Origin of the sequence: Citromicrobium bathyomarinum, from assembly GCF_038594605.1 — a bacterium.
GTDB classification, from domain to species: domain Bacteria; phylum Pseudomonadota; class Alphaproteobacteria; order Sphingomonadales; family Sphingomonadaceae; genus Alteriqipengyuania; species Alteriqipengyuania bathyomarina_B.
This window is the reverse complement of record NZ_JBCFZM010000004.1, coordinates 162,265-187,184: the sequence shown is the minus strand read 5'-3', so window position 1 is coordinate 187,184 and position 24,920 is coordinate 162,265. Positions and strand designations below refer to the sequence as shown.

Genomic DNA, 24,920 nt, shown 5'->3' with positions numbered 1-24,920 from the left:
CTCGAACCCACCCCTCGATCCCCTCCCCCGAAAGGGAGGGGAGGGTTCAGGATCAGTCTTCTTTCTTCTTGAGCGCTTCGCCCAGGATGTCGCCGAGCGAGGCGCCGCTGTCGGCCGAACCAAACTGTGCCACTGCCTCTTTCTCTTCGGCGATCTGGTAGGCCTTGACCGAGAAGGTCGGCTTCTTGGAGCGGTCGAAACCGGTGACCAGGGCGTCGAGCTTCTGGCCAGCCTGGAAACGATCCGGACGCTGCTCGTCGCGGTCGCGGCCGAGGTCCGAACGCTTGATGAAGCCGGTCGCGCCGTCTTCGCCAACCTGCACTTCGAGGCCGCCATCGCGGACTTCCAGCACCGTGACGGTGACGGTTTCGCCGCGACGCAGCGAACCACCGGCAGCGGCTTCGGTCGGCGCGCCCTTTTCGAGCTGCTTCATGCCGAGGCTGATGCGTTCCTTGTCGACATCGACGTCGAGCACGATTGCCTTGACCTCTTCACCCTTGCGGTGAAGCGCCAGCGCGTCTTCGCCCGAGATGCCCCACGCGATGTCGGACATGTGGACCATGCCGTCGACGTCGCCCGGCAGGCCGATGAACAGGCCGAACTCGGTGGCGTTCTTGACTTCGCCCTCGACTTCGCTGCCCACCGGATGTGCTTCGGCGAACTCTTCCCAGGGATTGCGCTGGGCCTGCTTGAGGCCGAGCGAGATGCGGCGCTTTTCGGAATCGACTTCCAGCACCATGACTTCGACTTCCTGCGAGGTCGAAACGATCTTGCCGGGGTGGACGTTCTTCTTGGTCCAGCTCATTTCCGAAACGTGGACCAGGCCTTCGATGCCCGGCTCGACTTCGACGAAGGCGCCGTATTCGGTGATGTTGGTCACCTGGCCCGTCAGCTTCATGCCGACCGGGTACTTGGCGGCGACGCCATCCCACGGATCGCTTTCGAGCTGCTTCATGCCCAGCGAGATGCGCTGCGTTTCGGCATTGATGCGGATGATCTGCACGGTCACGGTCTGGCCGATTTCGATCACTTCGCTGGGGTGGTTGACCCGCTTGTAGCTCATGTCGGTGACGTGGAGCAGGCCGTCGATGCCGCCCAGGTCCACGAAGGCACCGTAATCGGTGATGTTCTTGACCACACCGTCGACCACTTCGCCTTCGGCCAGCTTGTCGATCAGTTCGCTGCGCTGTTCGGCGCGCGTTTCTTCCAGCACGGCGCGGCGCGAGACGACGATGTTGCCGCGGCGGCGATCCATCTTGAGGATCTGGAAGGGCTGGGGCTGATCCATCAGCGGGGTGACGTCGCGCACGGGGCGGATGTCGACCTGGCTGCCGGGCAGGAAGGCCACGGCGCCGTCGAGGTCGACGGTGAAGCCGCCCTTGACGCGGCCGAAGATGCGGCCTTCGACGCGCTTGCCTTCGCCGAATTCGCTTTCGAGGCGATCCCACGCGGCTTCGCGGCGGGCGCGGTCGCGGCTGAGCATCGCTTCGCCGTCGGCATTTTCGACGCGGTCGACATAGACTTCGACTTCGCTGCCGACTTCGAGGCCGTGCTCGTCGTCGTTGCGCATGAATTCGCGCAGGTCGACGCGGCCTTCGCTCTTCAGGCCGACATCGATCATGGCCATGCCGTTTTCGATTGCGGTGACGGTGCCCTTTACGACGCGGCCTTCAAAGCCGCCGTCGTCCGCATCGCCGAGTTGTTCGTTAAGAAGCGCTTCGAAATCGTCGCGCGTTGGGTTGGCTGCAGTTGCCATAGGGTATCAGGTTCCTAATTCACATTTGCTACCGGCCACCGGTTGTCCGGGGTCTTTACCCGTCTCCCACGCACTATTGCGAAGGCTAACGGGGCAAGAGGGCCGCTTACCACGCAAGGCCGTATGCCAACGCGCGGGTCCCCATCAATTCCATGGGCGAATCCAAAGATTGCGAGAACGGGCGCGCAGGTACGTCCGATGCCCCGAAAATGCAAGCAAAAGCGGATGTCATGCCTTGCGGTCATGCGGTTCGAACCGGCGGCCATCATGGGCAACGAGTTTTTTTCCCGCATGCCGCAATTGGCTTGGTCGCAGTCAGACTATGATGGGTACTCTCAATCCGAAACATCTGTTTTTAGAATGTTTTAGTGGTTTTGTTGCAATCCTCGCGTGATGAAGGAGAGGGCGATGAAAACCGGATGCCAAGGTTGCCGTGCGCCGGAGCACGACTTCGCGATTGCAATGGCCTTCCAGCCGATCGTGGACTGCGAGACTGGCGAGGTGTTCGCTTACGAAGCGCTCGTCCGCGGCATGAATGGCGAAGGCGCAGAAGAGGTGCTGGGCGGGGTGAACGATGCCAACCGCTATGCGTTCGACCAGCGGTGCCGGATCGCCGCGATCAGGGGCGCGGTGGATGCGGGCATCCTCGAAACGCAGGCCAGGCTGTCGATCAATTTCCTGCCCAATGCGGTCTATTCGCCGCTCGCGTGCATCCAGCTTACGCTGGCAACCGCGCGCGAAGTAGGTTTCCCGACCGAGCGGCTGATTTTCGAACTGACCGAGAACGAGCAGATCGACGACGCCGATCACGTTCGCCGGATCGTCGATACCTACCAGCAAATGGGTTTCGGTACCGCGATGGATGATTTCGGGGCGGGGCACGCCGGACTGGGGCTGCTGTCCCGAATCCAGACCGACTACCTCAAGCTCGACATGGAACTGGTTCGCGAGATCGACCGGTCGAAGCCGAAGCGGGTCATCGTTGAAGGTGTCGTGCGGATCGCGAAGCGACTCGGCATCACCGTCATTGCCGAGGGGATCGAGACGCTTGCAGAAGCGCAGACCTTGCACCTGCTGGGCATCCGCTATCTGCAAGGCTTCTACTTCGCCCGCCCGGCATTCCGGGCTCTTCCCGAAATAGAGGCTTCGGCCAGGTTGCGCGACGCCGCCTGACGGATCAGCGCGTTTCCCGCACGGCGCTCGCCACGATTTCGATGGCCGCTGCGATCGAGGCATCCTTGTCCAGCGCCGTGGTATCGAGCACGTAGGCATCCGGCGCCGGTTTTAGCGGTGCATCCTTGCGGCCCATGTCGCGCGCGTCGCGCCGTCCGATCTGCGCGTGCACCTCTTCGCGAGTCACCTCACGCCCCTGCGATTGCATCTCGGCAAAACGCCGGTCGGTACGGGCATCGAGCGAGGCGGTGACGAACAGCTTCACGTCCGCAGCGGGGCAAATGACCGTGCCGATGTCCCGCCCGTCGAGCACCGCGCCGCCGTCCGCTTGCGCAAACGCGCGCTGCCGGTCGAGCAGTGCTGCGCGGACCCCGGGATGAATCGAGATGCGGCTGGCAAAACCACCGATCGCCTCGCTGCGCAGCTCCGGATCGGTCAGCAGCGTGTCGGGGAAATCCGCCGCCGCCAGCGCATCGCCTGCATCGTCCGGGTCCGCCCCGGCGAGTTGCACCTGCCGCCCGACCGCGCGGTAGAGCAGGCCGGTATCGAGATGCGGCAGCCCGAAATGCGCCGCGATCGCGCTGGCAATCGTGCCCTTGCCGCTGGCGGTGGGTCCGTCGACGGCGATAATCATGGCGCGTCGTGCCTTGCCATCCACGCGCGCAGGATCGCCTCGCTCTCCATCGGGCGGTCGGTCATGAAACCGTGCGCAGCTCCGGGCACTACACCGAATTCGGCACCCGGGGTCATCCGCACGTACTCCTCCACCGTATCGATCCGCGCCTCGTCGTACTGGCCGATCAGGAACAGCGTGCGCGAACCGTCGATTTTAGCGAGCAGCGGGACGGCGTCGTAGGTCTTGAGCGACCCCTTCGAGCGAAATTCGCTCGGGCCCCACATCGCGTTGTAGATCACCGGGTTGAAGCCTCGGCCGCCGATTGCCGCGGAATAGGCGCGCAGTTGTGCGCTGGCCGGTTCGCGGCGGTTGAACTCGGCATAGAAGGCGTTGGTGGCCTGGGTGCATTCCTGCGCCGACGGGGGCGCGTCGGTTCCGCAGGCGGCGATGGTCTGCTGCACATCCTGCGGCAGCTCTTCGAGCAGGCGGTTCGCATCCGCGATCCAGCGCTCGGTATTGATGTAAGTCCCGCCGAGCACGGTCGAGGCGACATGCTGCGGGTACTTCGCGGCATATTCCAGCGCGATGGCCGACCCCCAGGAGTGGCCGACCACGTGCCAGCGTTCGATACCGAGCGTCCGGCGGATCGTCTCCAGTTCCTCGACGAAGCGCTCGACGCGCCAGTTGGCGGGATCGTTGGGGTGGTCCGACCTGCCGCTGTCGAGCTGGTCGTAGAGGATCACTGCGCGCTCGTTCGCGAGACCCAGCATCGATGCGAGCCCGTTGTGCGTGCCGCCGGGGCCACCGTGGAGAAACACCACCGGCGGCGCTGCGTCGAGATCGCCGTTGACTCGAACGTATACGTCGCCGCCTTCGACCGGCACCATCAGCTCGCGCTCGGGCGCGGCGTAGGCTTCCACCGAATGAGCCGTGGCGGGGGCAGGCGCTGCCTCGGGCGCGGAAAGCGTGGCGCAGCCCGACAGGGCGAGCGCGGCGGCGGCGAGGATGGTGCGGATCATGGCTGTTGCGCGGCCTCGCCGCCAGCCGTGGGCCCGTGAAGGGTGGTAATCATGAAAACGTGTTCCTCGCTTGCTTCGGGCTCATTCTTCGCTTTTCTTTCATCCGCCATCGAAAATGCAGGATGGCGAATGCGATCGCTCCGACAAGACAATTGGTCGCGATGGAATATAGCTCGACTTGAGAGCCGTTTGCGACATGCCAGAAGAATGGCGATCCAACTGCGACTGCAATGATTGCCAAAGCTGCAATGACGCGTCGGCGGATCACGGCTGCGGCTCGTCCGGGGATATAGCGTTTCGAGTGCGGATCGCCTTGGCGAGTCCCCAGATTGCGATGGCCGCCCAGAAGCCTTCGAGAACGAGGCTGGGCCAGTTGGTGTGCACCAGCAGGCTGACGGTCAGCAGCGCCGCGCCCGCCAGATTGGTGCCGTGCAGGATGAACGGGTTCGGTGCCTTGCTGGCGGTGAGATAGAAATAGGCCCCGATAATGCAGGTCATCCCGACGAAACCGACGAGCGAGTAGATGTCCATTGCCACCCTATGCCTCTCCCTGTGCGGGGAGACGGTACGTAGGCTTGGCGCGCACAGCGCCTAGCCGGAGTTGGAGAAGGGCGTGCCTGCGAGCCGGCTCGAACGCCCCTCTCCAAGCTTCGCTAGCTCCTGACGGAGCAATCTGCGCTATCCTCTCCCCGCACGGGGAGAGGGAAGGGAGCTGCGATCGCCTCACCGAGTCACCTCGTCCAGCAGCGGCATGAAGTTCGGAAAACTGGTCGCGATAGGGCTGGTGTCGTCGACCTCCACGCCGTCGCGGCTGACGAGGCCGGCCACCGCCATGCTCATCGCGATGCGGTGGTCGAGATGCGTCTTCACCCGCGCATTGGCGGAGCCGCGCAGCGGCTCGCCGCCGGTGCCGTGGATGGTGAGCCCGTCCTCGTTTTCCTCAACCCGCGCACCGACGGCCTCCAGCGCCGCGGCCATGGTGGCGAGGCGGTCGCTTTCCTTGACCCGCAGTTCTTCCAGCCCGCGCGTGACCGTCGTGCCCTGCGCCAGAGCAGCGGCGACGAACAGCACCGGAAATTCGTCGATCATGCTCGGCGCGACGGTCGGATCGACTGCGATGCCGGTCAGGGGGGCATGGCGCACGCGCAGATCGGCGACGGGCTCTCCGCCGACCTCGCGCGCGTCGATCTCCTCGATATTCGCGCCCATCGCGCGCAGCACGCCGACCACCCCGGCGCGAGTCGGGTTCATGCCGACGTTGCGGATCGTCAGGTCGCTGCCCTCGACCAAGGTCGCGGCGACCATGAAGAATGCGGCGGAGGAGGGATCGCCGGGCACGACGATGTCCTGCGGTTGCAGGTCGGTCTGCCCGGTCAGGCGGATGACCCGCGCGCCGTCTTCTTCGGCGACCTCGAGCTGCGCACCGAAGCCGCGTAGCATCCGCTCCGAATGGTCGCGCGTCGGTACCGGCTCGATCACGGTGGTGATGCCGGGCGTGTTCAATCCCGCCAGCAGCACCGCGCTCTTCACCTGCGCACTCGCCACCGGCAGGCGGTAGCTGATCGGCACCGCCGGGTGCGCGCCCTCAAGCATGAGGGGGAAGCGGCCGCCGGGGCTGGGAGTGAAGCTCGCGCCCATCAGTGACAGCGGTTCTATCACGCGGCCCATCGGGCGTTTGGAAAGGCTCGCATCGCCCACGAAGCTGGTGGTGATCCCATGGCTCGCCACCAGGCCCATCAGCAGGCGCGCCGAGGTCCCGCTATTGCCGCAGTCGATCGCGGCCTCGGGTTGCAGCAAACCGCCGATGCCCAAGCCATGCACGCGCCATTCGCCTTCGCCGAGGCGTTCGACATCGGCGCCCATCGCGCGCATCGCCGCGGCGGTAGCCAGCACGTCCTGGCCTTCGAGCAATCCGGCAATGCGCGTCTCGCCCACGGCGCATGCACCGAGGATCAGCGAGCGGTGGCTGATCGACTTGTCGCCCGGTACGGCAGTCGCCCCGCGCAGGGGGCCAGAGGGGGCGAAACGATAGGAGGCGGTCTCGGCATTCATGCGCGGGCGGCTTTGACACCGGCATTGGTGCATGGCAAGGCGCGCGCCATTCTTGATTCGGGCGCGATTTGCCCCCAAGTCAGCCCTCAACGAATTTCCGCCTAAGTCTCAGGGGCGCGCCCAAGGCAAGCAGCGCCCGCAACAAGGAACCTACACGTCATGGTCAAACCCGAATGGGGCACCAAGCGTACCTGCCCCAAATGCGGCACGCGTTTTTACGATCTCGGCAACGACGACCCGGTGACCTGCATCGAATGCGAGAACACCTGGTCGCCCGAGCCCGTGCTCAAGTCCAAGCAGCCGATTCCGTTCGAGGAAGAGGACAAGAAGAAGAAGGACAAGGAAGCCGACAGCGACCTTGCCGATGACGATCTGGAAGATATCGACGTCGACGACGACGACGATTCGCCGGATAACGAGGTCGATCTTGGCGGTGATGACGATCTGGGCGTTGCCAAGTCCAAGGGTGACGACGACGATAAGGACGAAACCTGAACGCAATAGCGGATATTCCGCTTGCAAAGGGGCGCGGCGCTTTCTAAACGGCGCGTCCCATAACCGGCCGGGGCCTTAGCTCAGCTGGGAGAGCGCTACAATGGCATTGTAGAGGTCAGCGGTTCGATCCCGCTAGGCTCCACCACCGGTTTTCAGGATAGTCCGCTATCCGGTTCGAGTTTCAGAAGGGGCACCGCCCCGACGCTGGCCGACGAGTTTTCGTCCGCCGGCGTTTTTCGCGTTTCCCGCAATCGGGCGGCGCAAATGGAGTGACCGCGTAGATATGTTCGACGCACTGTCGGATCGCCTTGGCAATACCTTCGACCGCCTGCGCGGGCGTGGTGCCCTGCGCGAACAGGACGTGCGCGACGCGATGCGCGAAGTGCGAATCGCGCTGCTCGAAGCCGACGTGGCGCTGCCCGTCGCGCGCGATTTTATCGAGAAGGTCACCGAAAAGGCGGTTGGCGAAAGCGTCCTCAAGTCGGTTACGCCCGGCCAGCAGGTCGTCAAGATCGTCAACGACGAGCTGGTTGCCATGCTCGGCGGCTCCGAAGGTGAGGACGGCCATGTCCCGCTGACGCTGGAGGCCAAGCCGCCGGTCGTCATCATGATGGTGGGCCTGCAGGGCTCGGGTAAGACGACCAGCACCGCCAAGCTCGGCAAGTTGATCCGCGAGAAGCACGGCAAGAAGGCCATGATGGCCTCGCTCGACGTCAATCGCCCCGCCGCGCAGGAACAGCTGGCGGTGCTGGGCGAGCAGGCGCAGGTCGATACGCTGCCGATCGTCGAGGGCCAGCAGCCGGTCGAGATCGCGAAGCGCGCGCTCGAATCGGCCAAGCTGCGCAATGTCGATGTGGTGCTGCTCGATACCGCGGGCCGCCTGCATGTCGACGAAGCGCTGATGGCGGAGATGAAGGCGGTGGCTTCGGTGGCGACGCCGACCGAAGTGCTGCTGGTGGTCGACAGCCTGACCGGTCAGGACGCGGTCAACGTCGCACAGAGCTTCAGCGATGAAGTGCCGCTGACCGGCGTGATCCTGACCCGGATGGATGGCGATGCGCGCGGCGGTGCGGCGCTTTCGATGCGTGCGGTCACCGGGAAGCCGATCAAGTTTGCTGGCGTTGGCGAGAAGCTCGACGCGCTCGAAGCCTTCCACCCGCGCCGGGTTGCCGAACGCATCCTCGGCATGGGCGATGTCGTGTCGCTGGTCGAGAAGGCCGCCGAGACGATCAAGGTCGAGGAAGCCGAGCTTCTCGCCAAGCGGATGGCCAAAGGCCAGTTCGACCTCAACGACCTGCGCATGCAGCTCAAGCAGATGCAGAGCATGGGTGGCCTCGGCATGCTGGCGGGCATGATGCCCGGCATGAAGAAGGCCAAGGCCGCGATGCAGGCCAGCGGCATGGACGACAAGGTGCTGGTCCATATGGACGCGATCATGGGATCGATGACGCCCAAGGAACGCGCCAATCCCGCACTGCTCAACGCCAAGCGCAAGAAGCGCGTGGCTGCGGGCAGCGGCACGCAGGTGCAGGATGTCAACAAGGTGCTGAAGATGCACCAGGAAATGTCCCGCGCGATGAAGCAGATCAAGAAGATGGGCGGGATGAAGGGCCTCGCCGCAATGCTCGGCGGAGGCGGCGGCATGGGCGGCCTTCCGGGCATGGGCGGCCCAGGCGGAAAAGGCGGTGGAGGGCAGATCCCCGGCATGGATGGCCAGGGCATCGGCGATGTCGACATGAGCAAGCTTCCGCCCGACCTGCAGAAATTACTTCCGAAGAAATAACCGAAACCGATAGACGAAAACCTAAGGACGAACCGAAATGGCTATTGCACTCCGACTTTCGCGTGGCGGCGCCAAGAAGCGCCCCTACTACCGCATCGTGGCAGCGGACTCGCGCTATCCGCGCGATGGCCGCTATCTCGAGCAGATCGGCACCTACAACCCGCTGCTCGCCAAGGACGACGAGAAGCGCGTGACGCTGAACGAAGATCGCGCCAAGTACTGGCTCGGCGTTGGCGCACAGCCGAGCGACCGTGTCGCCCGCTTCCTCGATGCCGCCGGCATCCGCGAGCGCGCCGCGCGCAACAACCCGAACAAGGCCGAGCCGGGCGAGAAGGCCAAGGAACGCGCCGAAGAAAAGGCCGCCAAGGAAGCCGAAGCCGCCGAAGCGCTGAAGGCTGCCCAGGAAGCTCCCGCGGAGGAAGAAGCCAAGGCTGAAGAACCCGCAGCCGAAGCGCCCGCCGAAGACGCTGGCGAAGAAAAGGCCGAGGGCTAAGCTCTCAATGGTCGGAACCGCTCGTGCCGAGCTTGTCGAAGCACCGTCCTTTCTTGCTCTGGACAGCGTCCGAAGTGAAGAACGACCTTTCGACAGGCTCACGGTGAGCGGCTCGTGACCGACAAGGCCGCCGACAAACCCGTCACCCTTGCCGCCATCATCGGCGCGCATGGGGTGGCGGGCGAAGTTCGCCTCAAGCTGTTCGGCGATGGTTTCGAGACGTTGAAGGGCCACAAGTCCTTCAACGACGGCACCCTGACTGCGACCAAGATACGTTCCGACAACAAGGGCGGGGCGATCGCCCGATTCGCCGGGATAGCCGATCGCACGGCCGCAGAGGCACTGCGCGGCACGACGCTGAACGTGCCCAGATCCGCGCTTCCCCCGCTCGATCCGGATGAATTCTACCACGCCGATCTGATCGGTCTGCCGGTCGTCACCGACGATGGCGAGGCCATCGGAACCGCAACTAACGTCATGAATTTCGGGGCAACCGACATTGTCGAGATTGCTCCGAGCGCTTCGCGCAATGGGGGCAAACCCTTCCTCGTACCGCTGATCCCCGCCGCCGTTCCCGACTGGACCCCGGAACGATTGGTGCTTGCACGCGCTTTTCTGCCATAGGGCCGGGGCACGACGCCACTTCGGTTGAAATGGCATCGCGTGGTATGTTCTAAGTCCGGCACGCGAAATCGACGGGCCTCCCACATTCGACGGTGAGGCCTTCCATTGTGGTCGGCACGCTTCCTCACGGTAGGCTCGCCCGGCCAGAACGTGCGAGGGGACATCCACGATGACGACCGAAGCCGACAAGCGTACTTTCGCGCCTGAATCGACCCAGGATTATGGCGACGATCCGAATGCCGTGCGCGATACCGAAACCTACCAGAAGGAATATGTCCGCGGCTTCGTCGAGAAGTGGGACGAACTGATCGACTGGGATGCACGCGCGAAGAGCGAAGGTCGCTTCTTCGTCGACATCCTCGCCGGGCGCGGCAAGAAATCGGTGCTCGACGTGGCCACCGGCACGGGTTTCCATTCGGTGCAGCTGCTCAAGAACGGGTTCGATGTGACCTCGGCCGATGGCTCGGCCGAAATGCTCGCGATGGCGTTCCAGAACGCCGCCGACCAGGACTTCGTGCTCAAGACCGTCCACGCAGACTGGCGTTGGCTCAACAAGGACGTGCACGGCAAGTTCGACGCGATCATCTGCCTCGGCAACAGCTTTACCCATTTGCACGACGAGGCCGACCGTCGCCGGGCGCTGGCCGAATTCTACGCCGCGCTCAAGCACGATGGCATCCTGATCATCGACCAGCGCAACTACGACGGCATTCTGGACGACGGGTTCAGCACCAAGCACAAGTACTATTACTGTGGCGACCAGGTGACTGCCGAGCCGGATTATGTCGACGACAGTCTGGCGCGGTTCAAATACACCTTCCCGGACAAGTCGGAGTACTTCCTCAACATGTTCCCGCTGCGCAAGAGCTATGTGCGCGGCCTGCTCGAGGATGTGGGCTTCCAGCAGATCCACACTCACGGCGATTTCCAGCAGGCCGACGACGAGGAAACCCCGGACTTCTTCATCCACGTTGCGGAAAAAGAATATGCCGAGTGAAGCGACCACCGATACCGCGCGCGACTATTACACGAGCGACGACGCGGTCGAGTTCTACTCTACCGTGTGGGGTGGGGAGGACATCCATGTCGGCCTGTATGACGATACCAGCGATATCCGCGAGGCGAGCCGCCGGACCGTCGATCGCATGGCAGCGACGGTTGGCGATCTGGCGGGCAAGGCGGTGCTCGACATCGGCTCGGGCTATGGCGGGGGCGCACGCCGCATCGTGAGCGAGCACGGGGCGGGCCACGTGACCTGCCTGAATATTGCGCCCGCCGAGAACGAGCGCAATCGCAAGCTGACCGCCGAGCAAGGGCTGGAAGATCGCGTCGCGGTGGTCGAAGGTTCCTTCGACGATCTGCCGTTCGAAGACGGCAGCTTCGACGTCGTATGGAGCCAGGACGCCATCCTCCACGCGCCCGATCGCGGTGCGGTGCTGAGCGAGGTCGCGCGAGTGCTGAAGCCCGGTGGCGAGTTCATCTTCACCGATCCGATGCAGGCCGACGGGATCGAGGATACGTCCTCGCTCCAGCCGATCTACGATCGCATCCACCTCGCCAACCTCGCCTCTTTCGGGTTCTACCGCGAGGCGCTGGGCAAACGCGGGATGGACGAGGTTCGGATCGACGATCTCAGCCCGCAGCTGCGCAACCACTATGCGCAGGTGGCCGAAGATCTGGATGCACAGCGCGGCGAGTTGTCGACCGACGATGCCTTCGTCGACCGCATGCTCGAAGGGCTGGCGCACTGGGTACGCGGGGCCGATGCGGGCAAGCTCAAATGGGGCATCATGCATTTCCGCAAACGGGGATGATGCGCAGTCACGTTCCGGAACCTTGTTAAATTCGGAACCCCATGCGCAGCCAGTCTTTGCCCCCGCATGGGCGAACGCAAATTCACAGCAATTCTCGTCGCCGCGCTGGTGGCCGCTGCCGCCTGCGCAGGCGAGACCGATCCCGCCACCGATGCCGGGGATGGCTCCACCAGCGCCGCCGGTACGCGACCGGCAGGGGAGCCCAACCTGCTCACCCTCGAAGGCCGGATCGAAGATGGCGCGGAATGCCCGCTTTTGCGCACACCCAACGGCGAAACCTATGCGCTCAGCTTTCGGGATACCGAGCTTGGCACGGGCGACTACGTTCGCGTGACGGGCGAGATTGCCGATGCGAGCTTCTGCATGCAGGGGCAGGGGACCCTGATCGTTCAGGAGGCAACGCAGGCTGAGCCACCCGCGCGCGACCGCGACCCGGCACGCGCCGGGGGCGTTGCGCTGACCCGCGCCTATGTCGAGGGCAATTGGGTCGCAAAGGGCGTCGATGCCGATTGCCGCGACCCGGATTTTCGGATCAGGTCGACCCCGGCCGGCACGATCCTCAAGGGCGATATCGCGCGCCACGACGACAGCGCACGGCTCATCTTCGATGACTATCCGCGGATCGACCTCGACGAACCGCTGGCCGACCTGCCGATCGAAACACGCGGACCCGAAGACCTTGCGATCCTGCGGCCCGCAACCGATGCGCAATACGATCCCGTTACCATCGGCAGTGCGACGATAGAGGGCGATGGCGTGGTTTTCGTCAAATGCTGAGGTCAACTCTGGCGTGAGCACTCGGCCTCCGCGATAGGGGCGGTATGCGGGCGATCGAAACCGATCTTTGGCAACGTCTCGACAGCTACGAGATCGGCCCGGCGCATTGCGCGTTCACTTTTGCCCAGCGTCTGGCGAGGGAGAACCGCTGGGACCCTGCCTACGCGGATCGCGTGCTTACCGAATACAAGCGCTTCTGCTGGCTCGCCTGTGAGGCTGGGCACGAGGTCACCCCGTCCGATGCGGTCGATCAGGCCTGGCATCTTCACCTGACCTATAGCCGCGATTACTGGGACCGTTTCTGCGCAGACATCCTGCGCCAGGCTCTGCACCACGGGCCAACGGCTGGCGGCACGACCGAGCGCACGCGCTATTACGATCAGTATGCACAGACGCTCGCCAGCTACGAAGCGCATTTCGGCGAGGCGGCGCCTGACGACATCTGGCCGGGCGCCCATCGCCGCTTCGTGGTCGATCCGCGCGCCGTGCGGGTCAATCCGGCGGATGTTTTCATCCTGCCGCGCCGCCAAGCCTATGGTCTCGCCGGGGCGATCGCGGTAGCATTCGCGGCGCTGCTGCTGATGGCGGCCATGTGAGAAGGGGCGCATGATGGAACTGGGCTTGTCGCAATATGATGCGGGCGATTTCCTGCTAGCCTATTGCGCGCTGATCGTGGTCGGCTGGCTGCTGGCGCTCATCGTGCCGATGCTCCTGCGTCCGGTCGGCGAACCCGGCATCCCCCGGACCGCAGGGCAATATGCCGCGCTGGCGAGCGGGAAGAGCCGCTATGCCGAGGCGATCATGGCGGATCTGCTCGCCTCCGGTCGGCTGGAGATGGAGGGCAAGCGCTTTCATGTGCGCGACCGGCAGGTGGCAAGCGGTGGCGCGGAAACGCGGCTGATGTCGCTGGGCGATTCCTTCGGCTGGAAGAGCTTCGTTCGCGCGGTGGACGATGGCTATCGCGTTGATCGCGATACGCTGGTCGAGGCGGGGCTGCTCAACGGATCGGGCCAGGCCCTTCCGGTCCGGCTGATCGCGGTGGTGCCGATGGTGCTGATCCTTCTACTGGGCCTCTACCGCTTTCAGGCAGGCAATGCGCTTGGCGAGCCGGTCGCCATCCTCGCGGTGCTGATGGCGGTGGGCGGGGTCGTCATCGCCTGGCGGTTGCTCGCAGGGCTGCGCCGGACGCGCGAGGGCGAGCGGGCACTGAAGGATGCGCGGCAGGAGAATGTCGGGCTGAGGCGCGCGCCGACGCGCGATCAGATGGGGCTTGGCGTCGCAATCTTCGGCACCGCCGTTCTCGCGGGTACGCCGTTCGACCCGCTCCACGCGATGCGCCATGGCAGCGGCGGTGATGCCGGTGCCGCGGCCGGTGACGGCGGTGATGGCGGATCGGGCTGCGGCGGCGGCGGTGGCTGCGGCGGTTGCGGGGGATGATATGGCCGATCCATCAAACCGAAGTCGATTCGGTCATCGGTCGTATTTTTGTTGATGATCGCGCCAGTTGTTCTGGCTTCCGCATGGTTCATCTATCGGGTTGTTGTTTTCCTCTGGTCCCGAAAATGATCATTGTCCCCATTATCCCGAGCCACAGCCCGCGGTCTTTCCCGACCCGGTGGGCTGCTTGCTGCGTCGGTCGCGCCGACACCTAGAGCAATCTTAGAAATCCCTGCCGTGACTCTGGTGTCGAATGGAACCTGTCACGCGGTTCGATGGCTCGCTTGACCCTCGGCGGGGGTTCGATAGGTTTCCCGTGCGTTTCGAAGGGGGTTATGGAATGAGAAAACCGATCTACTCTGCAATGGCTGCGCTGTCTCTTTCGATGACCACCGCAGCGGGCGCGCAAATAGAGCAGGCCAGCGAAGCGCCCTATGCCTTCACTGCGGACTATTTCGTTGGCGAGTGGGTCGATGGGGATTCCTGTGATGTCGACCGGCTGGTTATGCGCGCCGATGGAACTCTCATTGCACCGACCGGCGGGAGGTCCACATGGTCGCTCGACGGCAACCGGCTGACCTTCGGCACGGGTGAGGGCGCATCGTCCTTCACGGTCCAGCCCATCAACCGCGATTTGGTTTACCTGTTCTTAGACAACGGCAATATGGGATATTCGCGGCGCTGCTGAGCTTTGCTGCTGAATTTCGGTTCGCATTGATCTATTGGCGGCGGCGATGACCTTTGCTGCCACCGTCTTGACCCTCTACCCGGAGATGTTTCCCGGTCCTCTCGGCGTGTCGCTTGCGGGGCGGGCGCTTCGCGAGGGGGCGTGGTCGCTCGATACCGTGCAGATCCGCGACTTCGCGACCGACAAGCACCGCACGGTGGACGATACGCCTGCCGGGGGCGGGGCGGGCATGGTGCTCAAGTGCAATGTGCTGGCGGCGGCGTTAGATTCGATCCACTCACCCGGCCCCGCTCTTGCTGAGCCTCTCGAAGCATCGCCCTTTTCTCCGGATCAGACCTACGAAGTGAGGGGCGGCCCTTCGACAAGCTCAGGGCGAGCGGGCATAATCCCCGTCCTCGCCATGACCCCGCGCGGCAAGCCGATCACGCAGGAGCGTATCCGCGAAATCGCGGAAGGCCCCGGCGTCACCATCCTGTGCGGGCGGTTCGAAGGCTTCGATGAGCGGCTGTTCGAGGCGCGCCCCGAGATCGAAGAAGTCAGCCTCGCCGACATCGTCCTGTCGGGCGGAGAACCGGCGGCAATCGCCATACTCGATGCTTGCATTCGGCTGCTTCCCGGAGTAATGGGCGCGGCTTCAAGCGGGGCGGAAGAGTCGTTCGAGGACGGCCTTCTGGAATACCCGCACTACACCCGACCTCAGGAATGGGAAGGGCGCACGATCCCCGAAGTGCTGCGATCGGGGGATCATGCGAAGATCGCGGCGTGGCGAAAAGCCCAAAGCGAAGAGATGACACGGTTACGCAGGCCGGATTTGTGGGAGCGCCACACTGGTGCTCCGGTCCAGTCTGCCTCTGGCGCGCAGCGAGAAACGAAGGACGATTAGGCATGAACCTGATCCAGACACTCGAAGCCGAAGCGATTGAAAATCTCGGCAAGGATATTCCGGAATTCCGCCCCGGCGACACCGTGCGCGTCGGCGTGAAGGTCGTCGAAGGTACGCGCGAGCGTATTCAGAACTTCGAAGGCGTCGTGATCGCGCGTTCGAACCGCGGCATGGGTTCCAACTTCACCGTGCGCAAGATGAGCTTCGGCGAAGGCGTGGAGCGCGTATTCCCGCTCTACTCGCCGATTGTCGACAGCGTGACCGTGGTCCGCCGCGGCGTCGTGCGTCGCGCGAAGCTCTATTATCTGCGTGGCCGCACCGGCAAGAGCGCGCGTATCGCCGAACGTCGCGACACGCGCCCGGCCAAGGAAGCGCCGAGCCAGAAGGCCGACTGAGGCTTTCTGCCAGCATTGGTTTGACGAAAAGGCGCTGCGGTCTAGAACCGCGGCGCCTTTTCTTTTGTCTGTTTACGAGGGATCGCCCACCAAATGCGCCACCTGCTCGCTGCCGCCGCCATTCTGGCCCTTGCAACCCCGCTCGCGGCGCAGGAAAGCGAGGATATGACCACCGAGACCACGCAGAGCGCCGACCTCACCTTCGAACGCGTGTTCGCCAGCCCAAGCCTCGACGGGCCGAGCCCGCGGCAGGCAAAGCTCTCGCCCGACGGGCGCTACCTCACCCTGTTGCGCAATCGCGAAGATGAGCGCGAGCGGTACGACCTGTGGGGCTACGACCGCGAGAGCGGCGAATGGACCATGCTGGTGGACAGCGAGAAGCTCGGCTCGGGCCGCGAACTCTCCGAAGACGAAAAGATGCAGCGCGAACGTGCGCGGGTCGGCAACCTGCGCGGCATCATCAGCTATCAGTGGAATTCCGATGGCTCGGGCGTGCTCGTCCCGCTCGACGGCGATCTCTACCTTGCGAAACTGGACGGCACCGTCACGCGCCTCACCGATACCGAAGAGAGCGAGCTCAACCCCAAGCTCAGCGAGGAGGGCAATTACGTTTCCTTCGTGCGCGACCGGCAGCTGTGGGTCGGCCCGGTCGGTGGGGACGCGAAGCCGATCACCCCCAAGGAAGGCGAACTGATCCGCTGGGGCGAGGCGGAATTCGTCGCGCAGGAAGAAATGTCCCGGATGGACGGGTACTGGTGGAACCCGGACGATACGCGGATCGCGGTCCAGCGGACCGACGAGGCACCCGTAGGCGTCGTCACCCGCGCGGCGATCGGCGCAACGGGCACCAAGGTGTTCGACCAGCGCTACCCTGTGGCAGGCAGCGACAATGCCCGCGTCGAGCTGTTCGTGATGGACCCCGACGGCGGCAATATCATCAAGGCCGACCTCGGCCAGGACCCGGACATCTACCTTGCCCGGGTCGACTGGGCGCATGACGGATTTCTCTACGTGCAGCGGCAGAACCGCGAGCAGACCGTGCTCGAACTGCTCGTGGTCGATCCCGCCACCGGCAGCAGCGAAGTGATCCTGACCGAAAAGGCGGCGATCGAGGATTACTGGATCAACCTTGGCGACGACTATCGCTTCCTGAAGGATGGAACGCTGCTGTGGTGGTCCGAGAGCGACGGCTACGGCCACCTCTACCGCCGCACGCGCGAAGGGCCGGTGCAACTGACCAGCGGCGAGTGGGTGGTCACCAAGCTGGTCGGGGTGAACGAGAACACCGGCGATGTGTTCTTCACCGGCACGAAAGACAGCGTGCTAGAACAGCACGTGTACCGCCTCAACATGGCATCGCCCGGCGAGATCACGCGCCTGACCGAGCGCGGCTTCACCCACTCGGCAAGCATGGACAAGGACGCGCAGACGCTGCTCATCAGCCGATCCTCGCCCGGTCAGCCCACCCAGAGCTATCTTGCCGATACGAATGGTGAGCGGCTCGCCTGGGTGCAGCAAAACGCGCTCGACGCGGATCATCCCTACGCCCCGTATCTCGCCAGCCACGTAATGCCCGAATACGGAACGATCCCGGCCGAGGACGGCACGCCGCTGCATTACATGATGCTCAAGCCCGAAATGGAGCCGGGCAAGCAGTACCCCGTTTTCATCATGCACTATGGCGGGCCCGGGCCGCAGATCGTCGACCGCGGCTGGAAGGGCGCGCTGGCGCAGGCCATCGTCGACAAGGGCTACATCTATTTCGCGATGGACAATCGCGGCTCGGCCAATCGCGGAGTTGAGTTCGAACAGCCGATCTACCACGCGATGGGCGGCGTCGAAGTGCGCGACCAGAAGGCGGGGGCGGAGTTTCTCAAGACGCTCGACTTCGTCGATCCGGACAAGCTGGCGATTTACGGCTGGTCCTATGGCGGCTATATGACGCTCAAGCGTTTGCAGGCCGATCCGGGGCTCTATGCCGCAGGTATCTCGGGTGCGCCGGTGACGCGCTGGGGCCTCTACGACACGCATTATACCGAGCGTTTCATGGGCGATCCCAACGTGGTGCCCGAAGCCTACGAAGCCGCGAGCGCGATCCCCGACGCCAGGAAGATCACCGATCCGCTGCTGCTGATCCACGGCATGGCCGACGACAACGTGGTGTTCGAGAATTCGTCCGAGCTGATCTCGGTCCTGCAGGAAGGCAACGTGCCGTTCGAGATGATGCTCTACCCCGGCTACACGCACCGCGTTTCCGGCGAAAACATCAGCCCGCACCTGTGGAACACGATCTTCCGCTTCCTCGAAAGCCATGAGGTAACGCCGCCGGAGTAAGACCCGCATGAACGGGAGGGCATCGGCCGACGCGCAGCTCGGGCTAGCCGCCGTATGGGCGATTGCGGTCGGTGGGATGGTCGGCGGCGGGATTTTCTCTACCCTTGGCGTCGTCATCTCTAGCGCCGGGCACTGGGCCGCGCTCAGCTTCGTGCTTGGCGGGTTGGTCGCCTATGCCACCGGCCACAGCCTTGCCGCGCTGACGGTGGAGAAGGACGAGGCCGGCGGCATCTACACCTTCTTGCGCGATCTCGGGTTCACCGGCCTCGCCCGCGGGTCGGCGTGGGTTTTGCTGGCTGGTTATGTGCTGACCTGCGCGGTCTATGCCTATACCTTCGGCGCATATCTGGGGCAGGCGATTGGCGGGCCATCGTGGCTTCCGCCGGCGATGGCATCTGCGGTGATCCTGGCGATGACCGGCATCAACCTGCGCGGTGCAGGGCAGGCGGCGGGGGTGGAAATCGCCATCGTGGTGGTGAAGCTCGCCATCCTCGCCGCGCTTGCCGCATTCGGTCTTGCGCAGTTCGAGGCGGAGAAGCTCTCCATCGCCCAGCAACCCGGCCTGATCGGTATTGTGATCGGCGCGGCGTCGGTGTTTATGGCTTACGAGGGGTTCGAACTGCTCGCCTACGACTACGACGAGATGAAGGACCGCAAGCGGGTGATGCGGCGGATCATGCCGCTCGCCATCGGCAGCGCGGCGCTAATCTATGTCCTCGTTGCGTTGGCGGTGCCGATGCTGACGGGCACGCAGGCGGTGATCGAGGATGGCGAGGTCGCGCTGTCGCGGGCCGGGCAGGCGGCGCTCGGCACGCCCGGTCTGATCGCGGTGACCATAGCGGCGGCGCTTTCCACCGCCAGCGCGATCAACGCAACGCTATTCAGTTCGGCGCGGCTGGCGCGCGAGGTGGCACAGGATGGTGGCTTGCCCGGCGCGCTGGGGCGCGAGAACTCGGAAGGGTCGCCGTCCTGGGCGGTGCTGCTACTGGCGGCAGGCGCGCTGGCGCTGGCGGTGATGGGCGGGCTGGACGGGCTGGTGAGCGGGGCCAGCGTCGTCTTTCTGCTCGTCTTCGGTACGCTCAACGCGCTCGCGGTGAAGGAGAATGTCGGCAAGCGGTGGATCACGCTGCCGGGCGCGGTGCTCGCCCTCGGGGCGTTGGCGGTGCTGGTGCTGCACATGCTCGAGGTGATTTGAGCCCACAATCGCTTGCGACGTGCGCCGCTCGGCCCCATGTGGCAGTGCAGCACGCACAGGAGTGATTGATGGGTTACAAGGTCGCCGTAGTCGGCGCGACAGGCAATGTCGGACGCGAGATGATGCAGGTGCTGGCGGAGCGCGAGTTTCCGATCGACGAGATCGTGGCGCTGGCCAGCTCGCGCAGCCATGGCACAGAGATCGAGTTCGGCGACACCGGCAAGATGCTCAAGTGCAAGAACCTCGAGCATTTCGACTTCACCGGGTGGGACATCGCGCTATTTTCCGCAGGCGGCTCCATCGCCAAGGAATATGCGCCCAAGGCGGCGGCGGCGGGCTGCGTGGTGATCGACAATTCCTCGCACTTCCGGATGGACCCCGACGTGCCGCTGATCGTGCCCGAGGTGAACCCCGACGCGATCGACGGCTATACTGCGAAGAACATCATCGCGAACCCCAATTGTTCGACCGCGCAGCTGGTCGTTGCACTCAAGCCCTTGCACGATGCCGCGGGGATCAAGCGGGTGGTCGTCTCGACCTATCAGTCGGTTTCCGGCGCGGGCAAGGAAGGCATGGACGAGCTGTTCCAGCAGAGCCGCGCGATCTTCGTCGGCGATCCTGTCGAGCCAGCCAAGTTCACCAAGCAGATCGCCTTCAACGTGATCCCGCATATCGATGTCTTCCTCGACGATGGATCGACCAAGGAAGAATGGAAGATGGTGGTCGAGACCAAGAAGATTCTCGACCCCAAGGTAAAGCTGACCGCCACCTGCGTGCGGGTGCCGGTGTTCGTCGGCCATGCCGAGGCCGTCACCATCGAATTCGAGCGCGAGCTAAGTGCGCAAGCAGCCCAGGACATCCTGCGCGAGGCGCCGGGCCTGATGCTGGTCGATAAGCGCGAGGACGAAGGTTACATCACCCCGGTGGAATGCGTGGGCGACGGCGCGACCTATATCAGCCGCGTGCGCGAAGATGCGACGGTCGAGAACGGCCTCAATCTGTGGTGCGTCTCCGACAACCTGCGCAAGGGTGCCGCGCTCAACGCGGTGCAGATCGCCGAACTGCTGGGCCGCCGCCACCTCAAGAAGGGCTAGGCAATGCTCGGCCCGGATCCCGAGCAGCAGCGCCGCATGGCCAGCGAGATGGACGCCTCGCTCGAACAGATCGAGCGTGAAACGTCCGCCTTCATGAAGCGGTTGGTTGTGCGCTGGGCGATCCGCTGGGCAGTCGCATTCGCGATCATCTTTGCGCTGACCCGCATGGTCGACTGGCTCGACTGGCTGTGGTGGATCGCGGTGCCGATCGCGGTGCTCACGCTGGGGGTGCCGTTGCTGTTCCGCCGCTTCCTGATGAAGCGACTGGCGGGGATGCGCGGGCAGATGGGCGGCATGAGCGGTATGGGCGGCGGCGAGACCATCGATGGATCGTGGCGCGATGCCGAACGTCCGGGGCAGGATCGTTCGCCATCCACCGCCGACGTGGTCATCATCGACCAGCGTGATCCGGAGGAGGATGGAAGCGGCGGTGGGCGCTTGTGAAGCGCGCGAGCCTCTGACACTGTTCGTCCCCAAGCAATGTGTCGGCTTGGGCTTCGGTTTGGGAGAGTGAGATGAAGGCTCGGTTCGGTTTCGCATTGGTTGGTCTGGCGGCCTTCGCCCTTGCGGCTTGTGGCGACGGCGTGGAAGAACCGCAGCCGAGCGAGCCGCCGACCGCCGAGGAGATCGCGGCGCAAACTCCCAACGCACCCGAAAACCGCCCTGTCACACTGCGCGCGGACGGCCTGCTGATCGCCGCACCCGAAGCGGGCGGATCGGCCGTCGAGCTGAGTTTCGGCGCACCCCAGGATGCGGTGGTCGAGCAGCTGACGATGGTCTTCGGCGGGCCGCAATTCGCGACCAACGAGGAATGCGGTGCCGGCCCCATCACCTTTGCCACCTTCGGCGATTTCGCCGCGCTGTTTCAGGATGAGAGCTTCGCCGGCTGGTCGGTCACCGGGCCGAGCGAGCGGGCCGATTTCACCGGTCCCGACGGCGTCACCATCGGCATGGCGGGCACCGACCTGCGCAAGCTGGCAACTTACGATGCCTTCGAAGACAGCACGCTGGGCGAGGAATTCATGCTCGGCGATGGCGAAATGGCTGTGTCCGGATTGGTCGAGGACAACCAGGTCGCCACCCTGTGGGGCGGCGTCTCCTGCAATTTCCGTTGATAGTTTCATGACGACCGAACATTTCCGTTCCTTCGACGGCACGAAACTGGCCATCCATCGCATGGGGGAAGGGCGGCCGTTCGTCCTGCTGCACGGCCTGTTTTCGAGCGCGGACATGAACTGGATCAGGTTCGGTCATGCCGCGCGGATTGCCGAGCAGGGCTTTGAAGTGTGCATGCTCGATTTCCGTGTCCACGGGCAGAGCGAGGCGCCGCGCGCTCCCGATGCCTACCCGTCCGGCGTGCTGGTCAAGGACGTCGCCGCACTGATCGAGCATCTCGGCCTGACCGACTACGATCTGGGTGGGTTTTCGCTTGGCGCGCGCACCGCGATCCATGGCGTCGCCTCGGGCACGCTGAAACCGCAGCGACTGATCCTTGGCGGAATGGGGATCGACGGGCTTTCGCAATGGGAGAAGCGCGCAGCGTTCTTCACCCGCGTGATCGACGAATTCGACGCCATCCCGAAAGGCGATCCGGCCTATTTCTCGATGCAGTTTCTCAAGTCGCAGAAGGTCGATCGCATTGCTGCACGGCTGTTGTTGGGCAGCATGGAAGATCTCGACCCGGCCCAGCTCGCCAGTATTACCTGCCCCACGCTGGTGGTGTGCGGCGATGAGGACCGCGACAACGGCTCCGCGCAGGAGCTGGCCGAAGGCCTGCCCGACGCGACCTATGTCGAGGTCCCCGGCACGCACATGAGCAGCGTGACGAAGCCCGCTCTGAGCGAGGCGATGGCCGATTGGCTGGGCCGTACCGTCGCCTGACTCGCGCGCTTGCTATTACCCCGCGTGGAGTTAGTTTCGCGGCCAATCGCAAACCCTACGACAGGATGCCGCTCATGAAGCTTTTCTCCGTCTCGCTCGCCGCGATCGCTGCGGCGACGCTCGCCACTCCGGCGCTGGCCGATCATCACGGCGGCAGTGAAACCGAAGCGGCGATGGCCGAATACCCGATGACGCCGCAGGGCGCGGCGGACTGGGTCGCGATGGTCGAGCAGACGCTGTTCGATTATTCGGTCGAGGCATCGCGCGTCTACTGGGTCAACGCGACCTATATCACGCCCGATACCGATGCGCTGGCAGCCAAGGTCGGCGCGCAAGGCACCGAGATGAGCGTGAATTATGCGCTCGACGCGGCGAAGTACGCGCAGGTCGACGGGCTCGACCCGGAAGTCGCCCGCAAGCTCGATATCCTGCGCAACGGAATCGTGTTGCCCGCGCCGACCGCCGATGGTGCGGCGACCGAACTGAACGAGATCGCGACCAGCCTCAACAGCCAGTACGGCAAGGGCAAGGGCATGCTCAACGGAGAGGAAATCAACGGCTCGGATATCGAGGCGGAGATGGGCAACCTCGAACGCACCCCCGCCGAGCTCGCAGAGATGTGGGCAAGCTGGCACACCAATGTCGGCGCGCCGATGAAGGACGATTATGCCCGCATGGTCGAGATCGCCAATGCCGGCGCCAAAGAGCTGGGCTTCGACAATGTCGGCACCATGTGGCGCTCGGGATACGACATGCCGCCGGAGGAATTTTCGGACGAGCTGGAGCGGATGTGGCAAGAAGTCGCGCCGCTCTACCAGTCGCTTCACACCTATGTCCGCGCCAAGCTGAACGAGAAGTACGGCGATGCCATCCAGCCCCCGACCGGGCCGATCCGCGCGGACCTGCTGGGCAATATGTGGGCGCAGGAATGGGGCAATATCTACCCGCTGGTCGCGCCCGAGGGTTCCGGCGATCTCGGCTACGACATCGGCGACCTGCTGACAGCGCAGGGCAAGGACCCGATGGACATGGTGAAAATCGGCGAGGGCTTCTATTCCTCGCTCGGCTTCGAGCCGCTGCCCGAAACCTTCTGGGAGCGTAGCCAGTTCACCAAGCCCGCCGACCGCGAAGTCGTCTGCCACGCGTCGGCCTGGGACGTCGACAACAAGGACGATATCCGCATCAAGATGTGCATCAAGGTGAATGCGGACGACTTCGTCACCATCCATCACGAGCTTGGCCACAACTATTACCAGCGCGCCTATAACGAACAACCCTATCTCTACCTCAACGGCGCGAATGATGGCTTCCACGAAGCGATCGGCGATTTCATCGCACTGTCGATCACCCCCGAGTATCTCGTCCAGATCGGCTTGCTCGATCGCGCGGACGTGCCGAGCGCGGACAAGGACATCGGTTTGCTGCTGCGTCAGGCGATGGACAAGGTCGCGTTCCTGCCGTTCGGCCTGCTGGTCGACAAATGGCGCTGGGGGGTCTTCGATGGCTCGATCACTCCGGCGGATTACAACACCGCATGGCATGATCTGAAGCGCGAATATCAGGGTATCACCCCGCCGGTGGATCGCCCCGATGACGCCTTCGATCCGGGCGCAAAATATCACATTCCGGGCAACACGCCCTACACGCGCTATTTCCTCGCGCGGATCCTCCAGTTCCAGTTCTACAAGGCGGCGTGCGATCAGGCGGGCTGGGAAGGCCCGCTGCATCGCTGCTCGTTCTACGGTAACGAAGAAGTCGGCAAGAACCTCGACGCGATGCTCGAAATGGGTGCCAGCAAGCCGTGGCCCGACGCGCTGGAAGCCTTCACCGGCAGCCGCGAGATGAGCGGCGAGGCGCTGGTCGAGTATTTCGCACCGCTCAAGGCATGGCTCGACGAGCAGAACGAGGGCAAGCCGAGCGGATGGTGATCGGAAATTCTGCCTGGCATCGAGCGGTTTCCAGCCTGTGATCACCGTCGGATGGCGTGAACTGGTCAATTTGCCTGATCTGGGCCTGAAAGGCGTGCCCGCGAAGATCGACAGCGGCGCGCGTACCTCTTCGCTGCACGGCATCGTGCTCGACGAGTTCAAGCGCGACGGCGAAAAGTTCGTCCGTTTCGAGGTGTTCTTTCCCGGCACCAAGGTGATGCAGGTGTGCGAGGCGGTGCATGTCGATGTGCGCGGGATCACCAGCTCGAATGGGGAGACGCAGCTGCGCTATGTCATCAAGACCCCGCTGCAGATCGGCGAGTTGAGCTTCCGGGCAGAGATCAGCCTTGCCGATCGTAGCGACATGAAGTTCCCGATGCTGATAGGAAGGAGCGCGCTCAGGCGACGCTTCCTCGTCGACTCGGGCAATTCCTGGCTCCAGTCCTCCGGTCGAGAACCGGTGAAAGGCCATAAACCATGAGT

26 protein-coding genes and 1 tRNA gene are annotated in these 24,920 nt (G+C 64.2%); 22 read left to right on the top strand and 5 right to left on the bottom strand.

The annotated features are described in order from the left end of the window. Nucleotides 1–52: 52 nt before the first annotated feature. A complete protein-coding gene (gene rpsA / locus AAG612_RS15080; protein WP_342511566.1) occupies nucleotides 53–1,756 on the bottom strand; it encodes a 30S ribosomal protein S1 in 1,704 nt (567 codons plus the stop codon). A gap of 408 nt (nucleotides 1,757–2,164) precedes the next feature. On the opposite strand from rpsA, the gene AAG612_RS15075 reads away from it, so the two are divergent. Next, nucleotides 2,165–2,929, top strand: a complete 765-nt coding sequence (locus AAG612_RS15075) for an EAL domain-containing protein (RefSeq protein ID WP_342511564.1) — start codon at nucleotides 2,165–2,167, stop codon at nucleotides 2,927–2,929. Nucleotides 2,930–2,933: 4 nt separating this feature from the next. Here the strand turns inward: AAG612_RS15075 and cmk are convergent, their stop codons facing one another. The 4 genes from cmk to aroA all read right to left on the bottom strand — a co-directional run bounded on the left by cmk (nucleotide 2,934) and on the right by aroA (nucleotide 6,616). After that, nucleotides 2,934–3,563, bottom strand: a complete 630-nt coding sequence (gene cmk / locus AAG612_RS15070; protein ID WP_342511562.1) for a (d)CMP kinase — start codon at nucleotides 3,561–3,563, stop codon at nucleotides 2,934–2,936. Continuing rightward, entirely contained in the window at nucleotides 3,560–4,564 is a 1,005-nt protein-coding gene (locus AAG612_RS15065; protein ID WP_342511560.1) for a proline iminopeptidase-family hydrolase, read from the bottom strand. The genes cmk and AAG612_RS15065 overlap by 4 nt, the downstream gene beginning before the upstream one ends. Nucleotides 4,565–4,828: 264 nt before the next feature. Beyond that, a complete protein-coding gene (locus AAG612_RS15060) occupies nucleotides 4,829–5,095 on the bottom strand; it encodes a CBU_0592 family membrane protein (protein ID WP_342511625.1) in 267 nt (88 codons plus the stop codon). Nucleotides 5,096–5,287: 192 nt separating this feature from the next. Beyond that, nucleotides 5,288–6,616 carry a 3-phosphoshikimate 1-carboxyvinyltransferase gene (gene aroA / locus AAG612_RS15055; protein WP_342511558.1) on the bottom strand — a complete coding sequence of 443 codons (1,329 nt, stop codon included), beginning with the start codon at nucleotides 6,614–6,616 and terminating at the stop codon, nucleotides 5,288–5,290. A gap of 159 nt (nucleotides 6,617–6,775) precedes the next feature. On the opposite strand from aroA, the gene AAG612_RS15050 reads away from it, so the two are divergent. The 21 genes from AAG612_RS15050 (at nucleotide 6,776) to AAG612_RS14950 (ending at nucleotide 24,918) form a co-directional block, all read left to right on the top strand. After that, complete coding sequence (locus AAG612_RS15050) at nucleotides 6,776–7,111, top strand: TIGR02300 family protein (RefSeq protein ID WP_342511556.1); 336 nt, start codon at nucleotides 6,776–6,778, stop codon at nucleotides 7,109–7,111. Between the two features lie 69 nt (nucleotides 7,112–7,180). Continuing rightward, nucleotides 7,181–7,256: transfer RNA gene (locus tag AAG612_RS15045), tRNA-Ala, on the top strand. Between the two features lie 138 nt (nucleotides 7,257–7,394). Continuing rightward, nucleotides 7,395–8,894 (top strand): signal recognition particle protein, encoded by a 1,500-nt coding sequence (ffh, locus tag AAG612_RS15040; protein WP_342511553.1) that lies wholly within the window; start codon nucleotides 7,395–7,397, stop codon nucleotides 8,892–8,894. Between the two features lie 37 nt (nucleotides 8,895–8,931). Further along, nucleotides 8,932–9,387, top strand: a complete 456-nt coding sequence (rpsP, locus tag AAG612_RS15035; RefSeq protein ID WP_342511551.1) for a 30S ribosomal protein S16 — start codon at nucleotides 8,932–8,934, stop codon at nucleotides 9,385–9,387. A gap of 114 nt (nucleotides 9,388–9,501) precedes the next feature. After that, on the top strand, nucleotides 9,502–10,011 hold the full coding sequence (gene rimM / locus AAG612_RS15030; protein ID WP_342511549.1) for a ribosome maturation factor RimM: 510 nt from the start codon (nucleotides 9,502–9,504) through the stop codon (nucleotides 10,009–10,011). Nucleotides 10,012–10,180: 169 nt separating this feature from the next. Then, on the top strand, nucleotides 10,181–11,008 hold the full coding sequence (locus tag AAG612_RS15025) for a glycine/sarcosine N-methyltransferase (RefSeq protein WP_342511547.1): 828 nt from the start codon (nucleotides 10,181–10,183) through the stop codon (nucleotides 11,006–11,008). After that, nucleotides 10,998–11,825, top strand: a complete 828-nt coding sequence (locus AAG612_RS15020; protein WP_342511545.1) for a methyltransferase domain-containing protein — start codon at nucleotides 10,998–11,000, stop codon at nucleotides 11,823–11,825. Before AAG612_RS15025 ends, AAG612_RS15020 begins: the two co-directional genes overlap by 11 nt. 66 nt (nucleotides 11,826–11,891) lie before the next feature. Next, nucleotides 11,892–12,602: a DUF5818 domain-containing protein gene (locus tag AAG612_RS15015; RefSeq protein WP_342511542.1), complete on the top strand. Its 711-nt coding sequence runs from the start codon at nucleotides 11,892–11,894 to the stop codon at nucleotides 12,600–12,602. A gap of 44 nt (nucleotides 12,603–12,646) precedes the next feature. After that, nucleotides 12,647–13,198 carry a glycine-rich domain-containing protein gene (locus tag AAG612_RS15010; RefSeq protein WP_342511540.1) on the top strand — a complete coding sequence of 184 codons (552 nt, stop codon included), beginning with the start codon at nucleotides 12,647–12,649 and terminating at the stop codon, nucleotides 13,196–13,198. A 13-nt stretch (nucleotides 13,199–13,211) separates the two neighbouring features. Beyond that, nucleotides 13,212–14,039 carry a TIGR04222 domain-containing membrane protein gene (locus AAG612_RS15005; protein WP_342511538.1) on the top strand — a complete coding sequence of 276 codons (828 nt, stop codon included), beginning with the start codon at nucleotides 13,212–13,214 and terminating at the stop codon, nucleotides 14,037–14,039. A 340-nt stretch (nucleotides 14,040–14,379) separates the two neighbouring features. After that, the gene (locus tag AAG612_RS15000; RefSeq protein WP_342511536.1) at nucleotides 14,380–14,727 is read left to right on the top strand and encodes a hypothetical protein; all 348 of its coding nucleotides are present in this window, start codon (nucleotides 14,380–14,382) and stop codon (nucleotides 14,725–14,727) included. Nucleotides 14,728–14,773: 46 nt separating this feature from the next. Beyond that, the gene (trmD, locus tag AAG612_RS14995) at nucleotides 14,774–15,610 is read left to right on the top strand and encodes a tRNA (guanosine(37)-N1)-methyltransferase TrmD (RefSeq protein ID WP_342511534.1); all 837 of its coding nucleotides are present in this window, start codon (nucleotides 14,774–14,776) and stop codon (nucleotides 15,608–15,610) included. A gap of 2 nt (nucleotides 15,611–15,612) precedes the next feature. Continuing rightward, nucleotides 15,613–16,005, top strand: coding sequence for a 50S ribosomal protein L19 (gene rplS / locus AAG612_RS14990; RefSeq protein ID WP_342511532.1), 393 nt, complete (start codon nucleotides 15,613–15,615; stop codon nucleotides 16,003–16,005). A gap of 93 nt (nucleotides 16,006–16,098) precedes the next feature. Further along, on the top strand, nucleotides 16,099–18,339 hold the full coding sequence (locus AAG612_RS14985) for a S9 family peptidase (RefSeq protein WP_342511530.1): 2,241 nt from the start codon (nucleotides 16,099–16,101) through the stop codon (nucleotides 18,337–18,339). A gap of 7 nt (nucleotides 18,340–18,346) precedes the next feature. Continuing rightward, the gene (locus AAG612_RS14980) at nucleotides 18,347–19,534 is read left to right on the top strand and encodes an APC family permease (RefSeq protein ID WP_342511529.1); all 1,188 of its coding nucleotides are present in this window, start codon (nucleotides 18,347–18,349) and stop codon (nucleotides 19,532–19,534) included. Nucleotides 19,535–19,602: 68 nt separating this feature from the next. Continuing rightward, nucleotides 19,603–20,628 carry an aspartate-semialdehyde dehydrogenase gene (locus AAG612_RS14975; RefSeq protein ID WP_342511527.1) on the top strand — a complete coding sequence of 342 codons (1,026 nt, stop codon included), beginning with the start codon at nucleotides 19,603–19,605 and terminating at the stop codon, nucleotides 20,626–20,628. Nucleotides 20,629–20,631: 3 nt separating this feature from the next. Continuing rightward, nucleotides 20,632–21,072 (top strand): hypothetical protein, encoded by a 441-nt coding sequence (locus tag AAG612_RS14970; RefSeq protein WP_342511525.1) that lies wholly within the window; start codon nucleotides 20,632–20,634, stop codon nucleotides 21,070–21,072. A gap of 71 nt (nucleotides 21,073–21,143) precedes the next feature. Continuing rightward, on the top strand, nucleotides 21,144–21,743 hold the full coding sequence (locus AAG612_RS14965) for a hypothetical protein (RefSeq protein WP_342511523.1): 600 nt from the start codon (nucleotides 21,144–21,146) through the stop codon (nucleotides 21,741–21,743). Nucleotides 21,744–21,750: 7 nt separating this feature from the next. Beyond that, nucleotides 21,751–22,509: an alpha/beta fold hydrolase gene (locus AAG612_RS14960; protein WP_342511521.1), complete on the top strand. Its 759-nt coding sequence runs from the start codon at nucleotides 21,751–21,753 to the stop codon at nucleotides 22,507–22,509. A 74-nt stretch (nucleotides 22,510–22,583) separates the two neighbouring features. Next, a complete protein-coding gene (locus AAG612_RS14955; RefSeq protein WP_342511520.1) occupies nucleotides 22,584–24,437 on the top strand; it encodes a M2 family metallopeptidase in 1,854 nt (617 codons plus the stop codon). Between the two features lie 37 nt (nucleotides 24,438–24,474). Then, nucleotides 24,475–24,918 carry an ATP-dependent zinc protease family protein gene (locus AAG612_RS14950; RefSeq protein ID WP_342511518.1) on the top strand — a complete coding sequence of 148 codons (444 nt, stop codon included), beginning with the start codon at nucleotides 24,475–24,477 and terminating at the stop codon, nucleotides 24,916–24,918. The last annotated feature ends 2 nt before the right edge of the window (nucleotides 24,919–24,920 follow it).

Excerpts from the sequence above, each read along its gene's own strand:
- rpsA (WP_342511566.1), bottom strand. The coding sequence starts at position 1,756 with ATGGCAACTGCAGCCAACCCAACGCGCGACGATTTCGAAGCGCTTCTT.
- AAG612_RS15075 (WP_342511564.1), top strand. The coding sequence starts at position 2,165 with ATGAAAACCGGATGCCAAGGTTGCCGTGCGCCGGAGCACGACTTCGCG.
- cmk (WP_342511562.1), bottom strand. The coding sequence starts at position 3,563 with ATGATTATCGCCGTCGACGGACCCACCGCCAGCGGCAAGGGCACGATT.
- AAG612_RS15065 (WP_342511560.1), bottom strand. The coding sequence starts at position 4,564 with ATGATCCGCACCATCCTCGCCGCCGCCGCGCTCGCCCTGTCGGGCTGC.
- AAG612_RS15060 (WP_342511625.1), bottom strand. The coding sequence starts at position 5,095 with ATGGACATCTACTCGCTCGTCGGTTTCGTCGGGATGACCTGCATTATC.
- aroA (WP_342511558.1), bottom strand. The coding sequence starts at position 6,616 with ATGAATGCCGAGACCGCCTCCTATCGTTTCGCCCCCTCTGGCCCCCTG.
- AAG612_RS15050 (WP_342511556.1), top strand. The coding sequence starts at position 6,776 with ATGGTCAAACCCGAATGGGGCACCAAGCGTACCTGCCCCAAATGCGGC.
- ffh (WP_342511553.1), top strand. The coding sequence starts at position 7,395 with ATGTTCGACGCACTGTCGGATCGCCTTGGCAATACCTTCGACCGCCTG.
- rpsP (WP_342511551.1), top strand. The coding sequence starts at position 8,932 with ATGGCTATTGCACTCCGACTTTCGCGTGGCGGCGCCAAGAAGCGCCCC.
- AAG612_RS15025 (WP_342511547.1), top strand. The coding sequence starts at position 10,181 with ATGACGACCGAAGCCGACAAGCGTACTTTCGCGCCTGAATCGACCCAG.
- AAG612_RS15020 (WP_342511545.1), top strand. The coding sequence starts at position 10,998 with ATGCCGAGTGAAGCGACCACCGATACCGCGCGCGACTATTACACGAGC.
- AAG612_RS15015 (WP_342511542.1), top strand. The coding sequence starts at position 11,892 with ATGGGCGAACGCAAATTCACAGCAATTCTCGTCGCCGCGCTGGTGGCC.
- AAG612_RS15010 (WP_342511540.1), top strand. The coding sequence starts at position 12,647 with ATGCGGGCGATCGAAACCGATCTTTGGCAACGTCTCGACAGCTACGAG.
- AAG612_RS15005 (WP_342511538.1), top strand. The coding sequence starts at position 13,212 with ATGGAACTGGGCTTGTCGCAATATGATGCGGGCGATTTCCTGCTAGCC.
- AAG612_RS15000 (WP_342511536.1), top strand. The coding sequence starts at position 14,380 with ATGAGAAAACCGATCTACTCTGCAATGGCTGCGCTGTCTCTTTCGATG.
- trmD (WP_342511534.1), top strand. The coding sequence starts at position 14,774 with ATGACCTTTGCTGCCACCGTCTTGACCCTCTACCCGGAGATGTTTCCC.
- rplS (WP_342511532.1), top strand. The coding sequence starts at position 15,613 with ATGAACCTGATCCAGACACTCGAAGCCGAAGCGATTGAAAATCTCGGC.
- AAG612_RS14985 (WP_342511530.1), top strand. The coding sequence starts at position 16,099 with ATGCGCCACCTGCTCGCTGCCGCCGCCATTCTGGCCCTTGCAACCCCG.
- AAG612_RS14980 (WP_342511529.1), top strand. The coding sequence starts at position 18,347 with ATGAACGGGAGGGCATCGGCCGACGCGCAGCTCGGGCTAGCCGCCGTA.
- AAG612_RS14975 (WP_342511527.1), top strand. The coding sequence starts at position 19,603 with ATGGGTTACAAGGTCGCCGTAGTCGGCGCGACAGGCAATGTCGGACGC.
- AAG612_RS14970 (WP_342511525.1), top strand. The coding sequence starts at position 20,632 with ATGCTCGGCCCGGATCCCGAGCAGCAGCGCCGCATGGCCAGCGAGATG.
- AAG612_RS14965 (WP_342511523.1), top strand. The coding sequence starts at position 21,144 with ATGAAGGCTCGGTTCGGTTTCGCATTGGTTGGTCTGGCGGCCTTCGCC.
- AAG612_RS14960 (WP_342511521.1), top strand. The coding sequence starts at position 21,751 with ATGACGACCGAACATTTCCGTTCCTTCGACGGCACGAAACTGGCCATC.
- AAG612_RS14955 (WP_342511520.1), top strand. The coding sequence starts at position 22,584 with ATGAAGCTTTTCTCCGTCTCGCTCGCCGCGATCGCTGCGGCGACGCTC.